The organism is Achromobacter sp. MUI-25009338 (assembly GCF_057359325.1).
This window is the reverse complement of record NZ_CM170627.1, coordinates 2,458,072-2,471,748: the sequence shown is the minus strand read 5'-3', so window position 1 is coordinate 2,471,748 and position 13,677 is coordinate 2,458,072. Positions and strand designations below refer to the sequence as shown.

Sequence of the window (13,677 nt, the reverse complement as noted above, 5' to 3'; positions counted from 1 at the left end):
GCCATGGCGCTCACCCTTTCCGTCACCCCCGCGGACGCCCTGATCGACGTGCCGCGCTGCATCCGGGTCGAGCAGGCCCGGCCCGGCCAGACCGTGGAAATCACGGCTCTGACCCGCCGCAACGGCGTGCTGTGGCAAAGCCGCGCGGCGTTCGTGGCCGACGCCGACGGCGTCGTCGACCTCTCGCGCCAGGCGCCCGCTTCCGGCGATTACGCCGGCACGGCCCCCATGGGCCTGGTCTGGTCGCAATCGCCCGTGGATTCGCCCAGCCGCGAGCAGTTCAACCACCCGGTGACCGAGGCCCTGGTCACCGACGTGGTGGCCCGCGCGGACGGCGCCCAGGCCCAGGCCAGCTTCACCCAGCGCCTGGCCGCCGAAGGCGTCACCCGCCACGAAGTGCGCGAGGAAGGCCTGGTCGGCACGCTATACCTGCCGCCCGGCTGCGCGCCCGGCACGCATCCCGCCGTCATGATCCTGAACGGCTCGGGCGGCGGCATCAACGAACCGCGCGCCGCGCTCTACGCCTCGCGCGGCTACGCCGCCTTCGCGCTGGCCTACTTCAAGGCGCCGGGGCTGTCCGACTACATCTCCAACACCCCGCTGGAATACTTCCAGACCGGGCTGCGCTGGCTGCGCAAGAAGGTGCAGCCCAAGCACGACTTCGTCGCCCTCAGCGGCCAGTCGCGCGGCGGCGAACTGGTGCTGCTGCTGGGCGCCACCTTCCCCGAGGAAGTCTCGGCCGTGGTCGGCTACGTGCCGGGCGCCGTGGTCCACAGCGGCCAGAACGCCTGCGACCCCAAGATCGGCCGCGAAGGCCCCACCTGGCTGCTGGGCGGCAAGCCCGTGCCGCACGTCTGGGAAAACAACCGCACCGCCACCTGGGCCCCGTTCGACGAAGGCCCCGCGCCGCACCGCCACGAGAAGGCCATCCTCACCGCGCTGCAGGACCCCGACGCCGTGGCCCGCGCCCGCATCAAGGTCGAGAACATCCAGGGCCCGGTCATCCTCTTGTCCGGCACCGACGACGGCTCCTGGCCGTCCAGCCTGTACTCGAAGATGGTGCGCGACAAACTGGCCGAAGTGAGGCACCCCTACCCGGTCCAGTGGCTGGACTACGAGAACGGCGGGCACTCCATCCTGTTCCCGTACGTGCCCACCACCCAGCACGTCTACGCCCATCCCGTGTCCGGCAAGATCAGCACCAGCGGCGGCACCCCCAGGGATAACGCCCGCGCCGACCAGGAATCGTGGGAAGGCGTGCTCAAGTTCCTCGACGCCGCCGTGCGCGCGCGCGCCGCCTGACAGAATCAAGGAGATCCGCATGGCTGAACCCATTACCTACAACGTCGCCGCCGACCTCGTCGACCGCCTGGTCGCGCTGGCGCCCGACAGCAAGACCTACGCCGCGCGCCACCAGCGCGAGAAAGTCGCCGCCGCCACCCAGGGCAGCTACGACGCCCTGTTCGACCCCGCGCTGCCCGGCCTGTCGCTGGCCGAGCGCCTGCTGGTCGCGCTGTACGCCAGCCGCATCACCCCGTCGCCGCTGCTGGCCGCGCACTACCGCAAGCGCCTGGCCGAGACCGACGCCGCGCCCGCCGACATCGCCGTCGCCGAGTCCGGCAAGCCTGCCGAGGCCTCCAGCCCGCGCCTGGCCGCCATCCTCGAATACACGCGCAAGCTGATCGAAAAGCCCGTCGAAGGCGACGAGGCCGCGCTCAAGACCCTGCCGGCCGCCGGCGTATCCACGCCCGCCGTCGTCACCCTGTCGCAGCTCATCGCCTTCCTGTCCTACCAGGTCCGCCTGGTCGCCGGCCTGCAAGCCATGCAGGCCCTGGAAAGCCAGCCCGGCCGCGCCGCCGGCACGCCGCCCGCGCCCTTCCCGCCCAACACCGCGGCCACCGCGCCCGGCGCCGTCATCAAGAACCACGGCTTCACCAACGAAAGCCTGGAATGGAAGGCCTGGCTGGACGTCGTCAACGTGGAAATCGCCACGCCCGAGCAGATCGCCGTCCTGGAAGAAAGCCACCCCAAGGCCAAGGTCTCCGACTACTACCTGTTCCTGGTCCACCAGCCCGAGATCCTGCGCCAGCGCTCCACCGCGTTCAACGCCATCATGTACGCCCCCGGCGGCCTGTCGCGCGCCGAACGCGAACTGGGCGCCACCGTCGTGTCGCGGGTCAACGGCTGCGTCTACTGCGCCTCGGTCCACGCCCAGCGCTTCGAGCAACTGGCCAAACGCAACGACGTCATCGCCCAGGTCTTCGAAGACCCCGCCACCGCCGGCACCACCGCGCGCGAACTGGCCATCGGCAAGTTCTCCATCCAGATCACCGACGCGCCCGCCACGGTGAACGCCGACAGCATCCAGGCCCTGAAGGACGTGGGCCTGAACGAAGGCGAGGTCCTGGACCTGCTGCATTCGGATGCGATCTTCGCCTGGGCGAATCGCCTGATGCTCAACCTGGGCGAGCCGGTTTTCCCTAAGGCTTGACCCTGTGGCGTCCGGCCGCCCGCGTGCCGGACGCCTGGCCGCTTGTCATCGCCGGCACCGGCCGGCGCTGACGAGCCGCGCTTTCAACGTTGCCAGGTCAGCAGCTTGACGCCCGCAACGCCAAACACCACGGCCACCGTCCCTTCGATCCAGCGCCGCAGCCTGGCGTACAGCGCAATCATCGGCGCGGTCGAAAAAGCGATGGCATAGCCGCCGAACACCATCACGCCGAGCGACGCGCAACCGCCGATGATCGCCGGCAAGGTGCCGTCCGACGCGGTCTCTCCCAGCCCCAGCGACATGATCGCCATCCAGGCCAGCACCGCCTTGGGGTTGCCGATATGCATGAGCACGCCCTGGCGGTAGAGCACCCGGTAGCGCGGGGTCACACGGCCCGTTTTCACATTCGCAAAGGCCGCGCCCGGCCTCAGCGCCGACCTGCCGGCGCGCAACGCCAGATAGAGCAGATAGACGCCTCCCACCATCTTCATGATGTAAAGCGCCTGGGCGGATGCCGCCAGCACGGCGGAAATGCCGGTCGCCGCCAGCGTCGCCCAGAATAGCGAGCCCGTAATGACTCCCGCCGCCAGCGCAAGCGCCGGCACACGGCCGTCACGCATCGCCGTTGCCATGATCGCCATATTGCTGGGCCCGGGACTGGCGGTGGCAATCAGATAAGTGCCATACACGAGGGCAAGCTGACTCACGAGCATTTGCGTTTCTCCGGGGATGCCAGGACATATCCCCGGCGCGACTACGCGGCGCTTCAGCCCGAGCACAAGCAGCACCGCATCGCGCATGTTACTCGTATGCCAGATAACCTGGATCGCCGGATACTGCACAGTCCGCGGCCGGTTTTCCCGATTCGCGGCGGCGGCGGCGGCGTTTTCGTTAAACTGACGCTTTCCGCCTACTCGTGCGCCCCGCCCATCGCGGGGCGCATTGCCTTACCCCATGTCCGACAAAACCCACGACATCCGCCCCGGCCAGTCGATCGAACTGCTCAAGGCCCTGCACATCCTGACCCGCGACGGCAAGATGAACCAGGACAGCCGCCGCAAGCTCAAACAGGTCTACCACCTGTTCCAGTTCATCGAGCCGCTGCTCAAGGATGTCCAGCAGCAACGCGGCGCCGTCACCCTGGCCGACCACGGCGCGGGCAAGTCGTACCTGGGCTTCATCCTGTACGACCTGTTCTTCAAGGAACAACCCGAGGCCGTCAGGCAAGGCTCGCACATCTACGGCATCGAAACCCGCGAAGAACTGGTCAAGTCATCCGAGGAACTGGCCCGCCGCCTGGGCTTCGGCGGGATGTCCTTCCTCAACCTGTCGGTGGCCGAATCGATCACCTCGGACAAGCTGCCCGCCGCCATCGACGTGGTGACCGCGCTGCACGCCTGCAATACGGCGACCGACGACGCGATCCATTTCGCGCTGGAAAAGAAAGCCAGGTACATCGTCATCGTCCCCTGCTGCCAGGCCGAAGTCGCCGCGGTGCTGCGCAAGAACAAGGCAAAGGCGCTGGCCGATCCGCTGGCCGAAATCTGGCGGCATCCGCTACATACGCGCGAATTCGGCAGCCAGATCACCAACGTGCTGCGCTGCCTGCAGCTGGAAGCGCACGGGTATCAGGTCAGCGTGACCGAGCTGGTCGGGTGGGAACACTCGATGAAGAACGAGCTGATCATTGCGCAGTACAAGAACCTGCCGCGGCGCAAACCTGCCGAACGGCTGACGGAGATGCTGGAGCGCATCGGGCTGCAGGAACTGAAGGACCGGTTTTTCCTGCCGGAGCCGACGACGGCGGTCTGCGCATCAATCGCCGGAACTACGGCGCAGCCGATCCGTTGAATTCTTGTTCAGGCGCTGCGCTTCGGATTCCGCGTAGTCTTCCTCGCCTTCTTCGTACTGGCCTTCATACATGCAGCTGCTGCGGTACCACGCGCACTCGCTGCCTATTGAGCAGCCCGACATCAGCGCGGTCAGAAACAGGATGATGCCGCAGCGGCCTATGGTTTGAATCGACATATCTCTCCCTGGTTATTGATGGGTAGTGTAGGAGATGAAGATGGCGATTTGGGGCTGAGTCGGAATCCGATACCTTTGATCACGAATGAATTGATCGTTGGGTGGGGCAAGTATTTGCCGAGGAAAGGCCCTCCGAGCAGTTGACCAAGGCGCTCGAACGCATTGGGTTGCTGGCGTTGAAGGATCGGTTTTTCTCGCCACAGAATGAATGAAAATTGACACAGGACCGCATGCGGCCCTTTTGACAAAGCGCGGACAGCCGCCGCGATAGCGGCGTTTTCATGTCCGTAGGCGTGACGCACGTTCCTCTATGGGCCGGCCTTGGCTGGGGCACGTTCGCATGCCCCGGTTTCCTTTGTCACCAGTCTGTTCTGCCGTTGGCAGCACGGTGGGAACCTTTGTTGATCGGATCACTGAGCCGTTTCTCATCCCCTCTGATGCAGGCAGGCGGGCCGATGCGATAACTTCGGCCGCATCCTGGATCAAAAGTCGTAGCGCAACGTCACCGCAGCATACCGTGGCGATCCGTAGTGGCCATAGCTGCCGCCCATGCCCTGGTAATAGGTCTTGTCGAACAAGTTGTTGATGTTCAATGTTGCCGCCAGCTGCTCGTTGAACTGGTAGCGCGCCATCAGGTTCACCACCGTGTACGCATCCTGCCGGACCGTGCTGTCATAGCGGCTGAAGTACAACGAGGTCTTCGACGTCCAGTCGACACCACCGCCCACCGTCAGGCCGTTCCAGGCGCCGCCCAGCCGATACGTCGTCCACAGGCGCAGCGTGTTGACCGGCAATTGGGTCAGCAATTGCGAGCCTTGCGCGTCTTCGCTTTTGGCATGGCTGAAGCCCGCATGCACGTTCCAGCCCGGGAGTATCTCACCGGCCACTTCCAGATCGATGCCCGTGGTCGTAGCGCCCTTGGCCGCACGATAGGCCGAGTTGTCCGTCCCCGGCACGGTGTAGCCCGCATCCAGCTCCGCCACATTGTCTTTCTGGGACCGGTATATGGCCACGCTGGTGTTCAGGCGGCGGTTCAGGAATTCTCCCTTCCAGCCCATCTCATAGTTCTTGCCCACGATGGGATCGAGGACGTTGCCGTTGCGGTCCTGGGAGGATTGCGGCTGAAAAATGTCGGTGTAGCTCGCATAGACCGATTGTTCGGGCGTCAGGTCATAGACGATGCCTGCGTAAGGCGTAATTTCGCCGCGCGCACGCATGTTGTAGGTCTGCAGGAAATTGTCGGTTGGGCTCTCGTAGTAGTAGTCATAGTTGTAGTCGGACCGCCTCGCGCCAAGAATCAGATGCACGTCATTGATCGGGTTAAGACGAAATGCCGCATAGCTGCCGCTCTGGCGCGATTTCACGTTGAAGATTTCGCCCACGGTGCCGCTGTTGCCCGGCCGGGCCATGTTGTTGCCCCAGGTGTAGAAGTTGACCGTAGACACCCCGACGTCCCAGCCCTTGTGCTTGTTCTCGTAGTCCTGGAAGTTGAAGCCCGCGATGAATTCATGTGTCCGTCCACCCAGTTCAAAGGGGCCCTGGATCGTGACATCCACACCCGACTGGTTTTGTGTGGCGCCTGCACGGTAGGCCAGCATGCCCGCGTCGCCCGTGGCCTGGTCCAGAAAGGACCGCCCCGAACCCACTCGATACGAGCCGTTCAGGTTGGAACGGTCCACGTCCATGTAGTTGGCAGCGATCTTGAACTGCCACTCATGCGCCAGCGCCTGTTCGACGTTCAACGAGTAGTTGGTGGTCTTGAATTCGTCGTACATCCAGTGGGCGCCGGAACTCGTAGAGCGCGTGAAGTGCGTCTGCTGGCCGTTGGTGAAAACCAACGGAACACCCGGTGCGCCCGTCGCCTTGTACTGCTGGTGGTCGATGCCGAAGCGCAGCAGTGTGGAATCGGTCAGGTCGGCCTCGATGACGCCGTACAGCACGTCCTTGTCTTGCGTGTAGGCATCCATGAATGTGTGGTTATCCTGCTTGGCGGCCACGATCCGGCCGCGCAGTTTCCCGTTGCTGATCAGCGGGCCCGCCATATCGGCTTCAGCGCGATACAGGTCCCACGAACCCACGCCCACCTGAGCGTGGGCCTGGAATTCATGGGTAGGCCGCTTGCGGATCAGGTTGACGGTGCCGCTCGGACTGCCCGCGCCCGTCATCAGGCCGGTGGCGCCGCGCACCACTTCCACGCGGTCATAAAGCGCCATATCGAGCAAAGTGCTGGGCATGGTGCGTGACTGGTTCACTTGCGTGGTCGTCACGCCATCCAGCTGGTAAGTGTCCATGGCGCTGCCGCGCGAATAGATGTTGAAGCGCTCGCCGCCGTCCTGAGACATGGTGATACCCGGTGTCTCGTTCAGCACGTCGGTCATGCTGTTGAGCTGCTGATCCTCAATCTGTTGCCGGGTGATTATGCTGATCGACTGCGGGGTTTCCTTGATCGACAGATTCATCTTCGTCGCGGTGTTGCTGACAGGCATCGTGTAGCTGCCGGTGCCTTCACTGGCAGGCGCACCGGCGGCACCCAACACGGTGAGCGGTTCCAGAATCGTCGCCGCGTACGGGTCCGCGCTCTCGGCGCGCAAGGTGTACGCGCCGTCTGCCTGTCGCACGGCTTGCAGGCCGGAACCAATGAGCAGCATTTGAAAGGCAGCCTGCACGTTGTAGCGGCCTTGCAGACCGGCGGTGGCCTTGCCTTGGGTGAGCGTGCCGGGCGCGGTCAGGAACACGCCGGCGTCGGCGGCCAGCTGATTCAGTGCGGCGGTCAACGGACCTGCCGGGATGGCGTAGTCGCGGACGTCGGCGGCTTGTGCGTGTGCCACGGGCGTCCAGGCCGCCGCGCCGCCGGTCAAGCCGGCAACAGCCAGGTGCAGGGAAAGTGCCATGGGCCGAATAGCAAAACGCGGGGGGGTGTTGAGTGCGCGATCGGGGCAGAGATGGGTACGGCTGCGAAGCATAAGACGGAAATCCCTCAAAGCGTGGTGGTGAACAGCGAGAGGGAGGTCATCGACACGTCGATCTGAACTTCTCTCATTCCGTAAATCGGATGAGATTCAAAAACCCGAACTCCTTTTCAAGAAACCTTGGCGATCAGCGCGCGACGATCGATGTCCACCATGGGAGCGGCCGCCGCACGCGCACGGGTAGATTGCGTTCCAGCATGGCTAGGGCGCGGTCGGAGTCGTCGGCCGGGAACACGCCCATGACGAGCATGTCGGCGACTTCCGGCGCCACGCCCAGATAGCCCTTGCGGTATCGGCCCAGTTCATTGATGAGCGCTTTCAAGGGCAGGTTGTCAGCCAGCACGACGCCCCGGGCCCACGCTTCGCGAGCGGGGTCGGCTTGCGCGGTGGACAGAATCGATTCCGCATTGAAGCGGGCTTGGCCGCCTGCCACTACGTTCACCGACGCGCCGGCAGGGGTGCGCACCGCCACTCCTCCGTCATAGACGTCCAGCTGGACTTGGCCGTCCGTCAGGCGCACGCTGAAACGCGTGCCCAGTGCCTGCATGCGGCCCAATCGGGAATCGACATAAAACGGGCGGTTGGCGCGATCCGGCGCCGTTTCGACCAGGATCTCTCCCGCCCGCAGCGTCACGCGGCGCGCGGCGTTGCAATAATCCACATCGAGCGCGCTACGGGCATTGAGCCAGATTCTTGATCCGTCTGCCAGCAGCAGGTCGCGACGTTCTCCGGTGCCCGTGGAATAGTCGGCGGCAAGCGCAAGCGTCGAGTCGGGCAGCGGCGTGTGACGCAACCCCATCCAGCCCAACACGCTCGTGCCCAGCACGATGGCGCCGCTGCTCAGCAGTTGGCGCCGCTTGAGCGCACCCTTGCGCGCCATGGTGGCGCCCGCCAGCGCCGCTTCGGCCCCGCCCAGGCGCAGCGGCTCGAACCGTTGGCTGACGGCTTCGATGTGATGCCACGCGGTCGCGTGCTCGGCCCGTTCGTGCAGCCAGGTCTGCCACGCGGTCCGGTCCTGCTCGGTCGCACTATCCGCGCGCAACAACGCAAACCAGTTGGCAGCCTGTTGCAGGCTGTCGAAATCGGCTTTCATTGCACAGTCCAACGGAGACTCGGCCACGATGTCGGAAGGTGGAACCCGCGAAGGCGGCGCCGTCCGTTCACTTGCCCAGCCCGGCGTCGATCAGGGCGCATTGCAACATGCCCTGAGCAATGTATTTTTGGACCATGCGCTCGGACACCCTCACGGTCTGGGCGATCTCGCGATAAGGCACGCCGTCCACCTGCGCCAGGACGAAGGCCGTGGCGGCCTTGTGCGGCAAGCGGCTCAGCATCGTGCCGATTTCCATCAGCGTTTCGATGATCAATGCCCGTTGTTCGGGAGAGGGCTCGAATGATTCGGGGCGCGCGGCCAGCGTGTCCAGCCAGGCCTGTTCGACTTCACGTCGTCGCCAGAAGTCCGCGCACAGGCCATTGGCCATGGCGCGCAAATAGCCTCGGGCTTCCGGAAAGCTCTTGAATCCTTGCGAGGCCGGCTTGCTGAGTAAGCGAAGGAAGGCGTCATGAGCCAGGTCGGCGGCATCGGCCGCGTTGCCCAGGCGGCGGCGTAACCACCCTTGGAGCCATTCGTGGTGGTCGCAATAGATTACATTCAGCGACGGTGCCGCACCGTATCCGTCAGACTTCATTTCCATTCCGGCCCGCGGCGGTGGGGCCCCTCCGTCCAAATTTTGTAAACGAAACTAATTCGTATTTGCAAAAGCGAGACGAATGATAACTCAACAGGAAGCGCTTGGCATGCACCTATTTTTGCGAGGCCAATAAACGCTCCCTGAGCGAAAGCGCAGGGTAAGGAGGGCCACGCATAACGCCAGCCCAGGCACGTTGCGGACCATCAACGCCCCCAGCACACTCAGCGTCAGGAGCGTACCCGGCAGCATGGATGGGTCCCTGTAGGGAAAATCTGCAGCACCATTGCCCACGATCGCGGAGACACCATAGGGCGCAAGCCCCTCTTCAGTGCCACCCTTCCTGGCGACGGCGCAGGTAAGGCAGGATACTCAAGAGTCCCAGCACCGCTAGCCCCGCACCGATCCATAACGCGATCCGAAATTCATAGCCCGCGGAGATCGCCATGCCGGACAGAAACGTCCCGCCGCCCAGGCCAATATTGATCACGGACGTATGAACCGCGTTCACCAAGGGCCCCGGATGTGCCACGCTGACGATGCGCGCCATCATCGCCGGATTCATCGGCACGCCGGACAAGCCGATCAGGATGACGAAAGCCACTGCCAGCCAGGCATACTGCGCCAGCAGCGCCATGCCAATTAATGAAAAACTGAGCACCGTCAGGCCCGTCACCATGATCGTGAGGCTATGTCGATAGGCTAAACGCCCCGTGATCATATTTCCGGCAAGATTGGCCGCGCCGTAGAGCATCAAGATGATCGGCACGACCTGCATCGTCAAGCCGGTGACCGAGGTCAGAATCGGCACGAAATAGCTGAAGGCGGCAAAGCTTGCCCCCAAAATCAGGCAACTGGTCGCGCAGGCCTTCCAGTACGCCACCTTTTTGAACGCCTGCAGCTCCTCGGCCATGTTCAGGCCGCCCTTGCCGCCGCCGACGTTGGGCAAGGTGCGAACGAGCACCGCCAGGCAAACGAGCACCAAGAGCGCCACCAGGCCAAAACTCACGCGCCAGCCCCAGTGCTGGTTGATGATGGTGGCCAGCGGCACGCCGAAGACGTTCGATACCATGAAGCCGCCAATCACCACGGCGGCCGCGCGCGGTCGGTTTTCAATGGGCACCAACGCCATGCTGGTGGCCAAGGACAAACTCAGGCACCCCGCGCACAAGACGCCGATGATCAAGCGCACCGCGATCAGTATGGCGTGATCCGAGATGAAGGCGCTAAAACCCTGCACCAGCACGTACGCGGCAAGCAACGCCAGCAATGTCGGTCGGTAAGGGACTTTGAGCTTCAGAAATACATACGTAAGCACCGGTCCGCCCAGCATCACGCCAAATGCGAAATACGAGATCAAGTGCCCCACTTGCCCTATCGTGATGCCGAAGGCCTCAGATAAGGTTTCCATCATTCCTGCCACCATCAATTCCGAGGTGCCAATCGAGAAGACGGCCAGCCCCAGAATGTAGACCACCAACGGCATTTCCTACTTTCCTAATAGTTATTGAACAATCATTCCAAAAATAGTCAAAAAAACACGCGTCGCTACGCAATCATAAGAATCACGCCTATAAAAAATTACCTCCAGGGGTCGGCACAAGCACCCAAGTCCCCTGCTCGCCCCCCTACAGGTTGGCCAGCAGCCCCGTCACGGCATCGTTGAGAACGCTCCTATCCGAAATATTTTTATTCAGCACTCGCAGCCCGTAGTAGCCCGCCAAGAAGCCCCGGGCCATTTCGACGGGCGAGATCGTCGTGCCGAATTCGCCATTCTTTTGCCCTTCGGTAAAAACCGAGACCAAGGCCGTCTCCAGGCGTTGGCGGTATTCGGTGTTCAGCGTCGCGACGACCTCATCCTTACTGCCACGCTCGAGCGCGGAGAACAGCACCATGGCCTCATGCTGCTCGGCCTGCGCCAGGTCCTCAGCCACGCCCCAGAGCAAGAGCGTACGCAGGCGGTCCCTGACCGAACCCGCTTGCATCAGGATGGTCAGCTGGGCTTGCATGCTCTTTTCGTGGCTGCGCAAAAGGGCCTGCTCATAAAGCGCCTGCTTATTGCCAAAGGCGTTATACAGGCTGCCCCGCCCGAGGCCGGTACTGTCGCAGAGGTCCTGCGCCGAGGTCCCGGCGAATCCATTCTCGCTGAAGACCCCAACCGCGGCATCAATAATTTCTTCGTCTTCGAATTGCCGAGGGCGCCCCTGGCTGGGCGATTTTTCCTTGCTCATGCGTCGAGTACAGCTGAAGCGTTCAGTGCGCAAAGATAGCAGTTTTGGAACAAATAGTCCAATAAGGCAGCCGCCGACACCTATTGCACAGAACGATGAAGTAGAATTCAAATATCACCATAAATCATGAATTTAATTCATATACCATGCTAGACCGCATCCATCTATCCATCGTGCAAGAAGTGGAAAAACAAGGTTCGTTGACCGCCGCCGCAGGCGTCCTGCACGTAACGCAGTCGGCCCTAAGCCACAGCATGAAGAAGTTGGAGCAGCAGCTGGGCACCGACATCTGGCTGCGCGAAGGCCGCAGCCTGCGGCTCACGCAGGCCGGTCAATACCTGTTGGCGGTGGCCAACCGGGTGCTGCCGCAGCTGAATCTGGCCGAGGAGCGCCTGCGTCAGTTCGCCCAGGGAGAGCGCGGATCGCTGCGCATCGGCATGGAGTGCCATCCCTGCTATCAGTGGCTGCTGAAGATCGTTTCCCCGTATCTGGCGGCCTGGCCGGATGTGGACGTGGATGTGAAGCAGAAATTCCAGTTCGGGGGCATCGGAGCGCTGTTCGGCTATGAAATCGATCTGCTGGTCACGCCCGATCCGCTAAATAAGCCAGGGCTCGTGTTCGAGCCTGTGTTCGACTATGAACAAGTGCTGGTCGTCGCGGGCAACCACCCGCTCGCCAAGGAGGAGTACGTCACGCCCAAGCAGCTCGGCAACGAGGTGCTGGTGGCCTATCCGGTGCCGGTCGACAGGCTCGATATCTACAGCATGTTCCTGACGCCGGCCGGCATTACGCCGAAGCGCCACAAGGCCATCGAGACGACGGACATCATGCTGCAAATGGTCGCCAGCGGCCGCGGGGTGGCGGCGTTGCCGCGCTGGCTGGTGCTGGAGTACGCGGACGCGATGAACGTGGTGCCTGTCCGGCTGGGCAAGAAAGGCATTGCCAAGCACATCTATCTGGGCGCTCGCGAGGCGGACGTGGATATCGATTACCTGCGTGCGTTTATCGCACAGGCAAAACGGCCAGCCCTGGCTTGATGCAACGCGGTCAAGTGCGGGGCGCCAAATTTGCAGGCCGATCGGCATGCCTCACAACTCATGAACTGAACTAATGGTTTCATGAGATCAATTCACTTTTTTTCATGGATGGTCCAACCTATACTGCGCCCCCTACGTCGTCGATATGAAGACTGCTAAATAAAAACCAGAAGAATTTGAGCAGCGCTGAAAAGCAATGAATGGACGCGGGTTTATTTCAGGAATCAGGGCAGTAGATCAACATGAGCAACGAGTTCACATTTGCCATCAAGAGCATTTGTTTCGACGAAGACTATCGTCCTTCGGACAATACGCGGATCACCACAAATTTTGCCAATCTCGCCAGGGGAGCGAGCCGCCAGGAGAATCTGCGCAATACGCTGCGGATGATTGACAACCGTTTCAATGCCCTGGCGCATTGGGACAATCCCAAGGGCGACCGCTATACCGTCAATCTTGAAATCATCTCCGTCGAGATGAGCATTGACGGCGCAGGCAACGGCAGCGCCCTGCCCTTGATTGAAGTGCTGAAGACCAGCATTTTTGATCGGAAGACCAACGAGCGCATCGAGGGCATAGTAGGAAATAATTTTTCCTCCTATGTTCGGGACTATGACTTCAGCGTGCTGCTGCTGGAGCACACCAAGAATCAAGCCGCGTTCAGCACGCCGGAGAATTTTGGGGACCTGCACGGGAAGCTGTTCAAGGCCTTCGTGAATTCAAGCACTTACAAAGAGCATTTCAGCAAACCGCCCGTGATCTGCCTGAGCGTGTCGAGCAGCAAGACCTATCACCGCACTGAAAACCGGCATCCCGTACTGGGCGTGGAATACCTGCAGGATGAGTACTCGCTGACTGACGAATACTTCAAGAAGATGGGAATGAAGGTCCGCTACTTCATGCCGCCCAACAGCGCCGCGCCCCTGGCTTTCTATTTTTCCGGCGATCTGCTGGGCGATTACTCCAATCTTGAGTTGATCAGCACGATCAGCACGATGGACACCTTCCAGAAGATCTACCGGCCGGAGATCTACAACGCGAACTCCGCGGCGGGGAAGTCCTATCAGCCCAGCCTGAAGCACCAGGATTATTCGTTGACCCGGATTGTTTATGACCGAGAGGAACGTAGCCGGCTGGCTATCGAGCAGGGACGGTTTGTTGAAGAGCACTTCACCAAGCCGTACCAGGCGATTCTTGAGCAGTGGTCCGCCAGCTGCCCTCTTTGATTAATCA

Annotated in this window: 12 protein-coding genes; 5 read left to right on the top strand and 7 right to left on the bottom strand. The window is 62.2% G+C overall.

Going from position 1 to position 13,677, the window contains the following annotated elements; translation table 11 throughout:
* The first annotated feature begins 3 nt into the window (after window positions 1–3).
* Both AC1IQ6_RS11805 and AC1IQ6_RS11800 read left to right on the top strand, forming a co-directional pair.
* Entirely contained in the window at window positions 4–1,302 is a 1,299-nt protein-coding gene (locus tag AC1IQ6_RS11805; protein ID WP_485866378.1) for an acyl-CoA thioester hydrolase/BAAT C-terminal domain-containing protein, read from the top strand.
* 19 nt (window positions 1,303–1,321) lie between these two features.
* Window positions 1,322–2,491 carry a CMD domain protein gene (locus AC1IQ6_RS11800; protein WP_485866377.1) on the top strand — a complete coding sequence of 390 codons (1,170 nt, stop codon included), beginning with the start codon at window positions 1,322–1,324 and terminating at the stop codon, window positions 2,489–2,491.
* Between the two features lie 83 nt (window positions 2,492–2,574).
* Here AC1IQ6_RS11800 and AC1IQ6_RS11795 read toward each other — a convergent pair whose 3' ends face one another.
* Window positions 2,575–3,291 carry a LysE family translocator gene (locus AC1IQ6_RS11795; protein WP_485866376.1) on the bottom strand — a complete coding sequence of 239 codons (717 nt, stop codon included), beginning with the start codon at window positions 3,289–3,291 and terminating at the stop codon, window positions 2,575–2,577.
* 154 nt (window positions 3,292–3,445) lie between these two features.
* On the opposite strand from AC1IQ6_RS11795, the gene AC1IQ6_RS11790 reads away from it, so the two are divergent.
* Complete coding sequence (locus AC1IQ6_RS11790; protein WP_485866375.1) at window positions 3,446–4,342, top strand: class I SAM-dependent methyltransferase; 897 nt, start codon at window positions 3,446–3,448, stop codon at window positions 4,340–4,342.
* Here AC1IQ6_RS11790 and AC1IQ6_RS11785 read toward each other — a convergent pair.
* The 6 genes from AC1IQ6_RS11785 to AC1IQ6_RS11760 form a co-directional block, all read right to left on the bottom strand.
* Window positions 4,307–4,519 carry a hypothetical protein gene (locus tag AC1IQ6_RS11785; protein ID WP_485866374.1) on the bottom strand — a complete coding sequence of 71 codons (213 nt, stop codon included), beginning with the start codon at window positions 4,517–4,519 and terminating at the stop codon, window positions 4,307–4,309. The two genes, AC1IQ6_RS11790 and AC1IQ6_RS11785, sit on opposite strands and share 36 nt — an antisense overlap.
* A 482-nt stretch (window positions 4,520–5,001) precedes the next feature.
* Window positions 5,002–7,410: a TonB-dependent siderophore receptor gene (locus AC1IQ6_RS11780; RefSeq protein ID WP_485866373.1), complete on the bottom strand. Its 2,409-nt coding sequence runs from the start codon at window positions 7,408–7,410 to the stop codon at window positions 5,002–5,004.
* Window positions 7,411–7,615: 205 nt separating this feature from the next.
* Window positions 7,616–8,581, bottom strand: coding sequence for a FecR domain-containing protein (locus tag AC1IQ6_RS11775; protein WP_102771984.1), 966 nt, complete (start codon window positions 8,579–8,581; stop codon window positions 7,616–7,618).
* 67 nt (window positions 8,582–8,648) lie between these two features.
* Window positions 8,649–9,176, bottom strand: a complete 528-nt coding sequence (locus AC1IQ6_RS11770) for a sigma-70 family RNA polymerase sigma factor (RefSeq protein ID WP_102771985.1) — start codon at window positions 9,174–9,176, stop codon at window positions 8,649–8,651.
* Window positions 9,177–9,504: 328 nt separating this feature from the next.
* Window positions 9,505–10,662, bottom strand: a complete 1,158-nt coding sequence (locus tag AC1IQ6_RS11765) for an MFS transporter (protein WP_485866372.1) — start codon at window positions 10,660–10,662, stop codon at window positions 9,505–9,507.
* Window positions 10,663–10,804: 142 nt separating this feature from the next.
* The gene (locus AC1IQ6_RS11760; RefSeq protein WP_485866371.1) at window positions 10,805–11,407 is read right to left on the bottom strand and encodes a TetR/AcrR family transcriptional regulator; all 603 of its coding nucleotides are present in this window, start codon (window positions 11,405–11,407) and stop codon (window positions 10,805–10,807) included.
* Between the two features lie 146 nt (window positions 11,408–11,553).
* On the opposite strand from AC1IQ6_RS11760, the gene AC1IQ6_RS11755 reads away from it, so the two are divergent.
* Window positions 11,554–12,444, top strand: a complete 891-nt coding sequence (locus AC1IQ6_RS11755) for a LysR substrate-binding domain-containing protein (RefSeq protein ID WP_485866370.1) — start codon at window positions 11,554–11,556, stop codon at window positions 12,442–12,444.
* A 242-nt stretch (window positions 12,445–12,686) separates the two neighbouring features.
* Window positions 12,687–13,670: a DUF1852 domain-containing protein gene (locus AC1IQ6_RS11750; RefSeq protein WP_485866369.1), complete on the top strand. Its 984-nt coding sequence runs from the start codon at window positions 12,687–12,689 to the stop codon at window positions 13,668–13,670.
* Window positions 13,671–13,677 lie beyond the last annotated feature (7 nt).

Bases quoted from the DNA above. Each gene is read 5' to 3' on its own strand.
- AC1IQ6_RS11770 (WP_102771985.1), bottom strand. From the start codon at position 9,176: ATGAAGTCTGACGGATACGGTGCGGCACCGTCGCTGAATGTAATCTAT.
- AC1IQ6_RS11785 (WP_485866374.1), bottom strand. From the start codon at position 4,519: ATGTCGATTCAAACCATAGGCCGCTGCGGCATCATCCTGTTTCTGACC.
- AC1IQ6_RS11805 (WP_485866378.1), top strand. From the start codon at position 4: ATGGCGCTCACCCTTTCCGTCACCCCCGCGGACGCCCTGATCGACGTG.
- AC1IQ6_RS11750 (WP_485866369.1), top strand. From the start codon at position 12,687: ATGAGCAACGAGTTCACATTTGCCATCAAGAGCATTTGTTTCGACGAA.
- AC1IQ6_RS11760 (WP_485866371.1), bottom strand. From the start codon at position 11,407: ATGAGCAAGGAAAAATCGCCCAGCCAGGGGCGCCCTCGGCAATTCGAA.
- AC1IQ6_RS11755 (WP_485866370.1), top strand. From the start codon at position 11,554: ATGCTAGACCGCATCCATCTATCCATCGTGCAAGAAGTGGAAAAACAA.
- AC1IQ6_RS11780 (WP_485866373.1), bottom strand. From the start codon at position 7,410: ATGGCACTTTCCCTGCACCTGGCTGTTGCCGGCTTGACCGGCGGCGCG.
- AC1IQ6_RS11800 (WP_485866377.1), top strand. From the start codon at position 1,322: ATGGCTGAACCCATTACCTACAACGTCGCCGCCGACCTCGTCGACCGC.
- AC1IQ6_RS11775 (WP_102771984.1), bottom strand. From the start codon at position 8,581: ATGAAAGCCGATTTCGACAGCCTGCAACAGGCTGCCAACTGGTTTGCG.
- AC1IQ6_RS11795 (WP_485866376.1), bottom strand. From the start codon at position 3,291: ATGCGCGATGCGGTGCTGCTTGTGCTCGGGCTGAAGCGCCGCGTAGTC.
- AC1IQ6_RS11765 (WP_485866372.1), bottom strand. From the start codon at position 10,662: ATGCCGTTGGTGGTCTACATTCTGGGGCTGGCCGTCTTCTCGATTGGC.
- AC1IQ6_RS11790 (WP_485866375.1), top strand. From the start codon at position 3,446: ATGTCCGACAAAACCCACGACATCCGCCCCGGCCAGTCGATCGAACTG.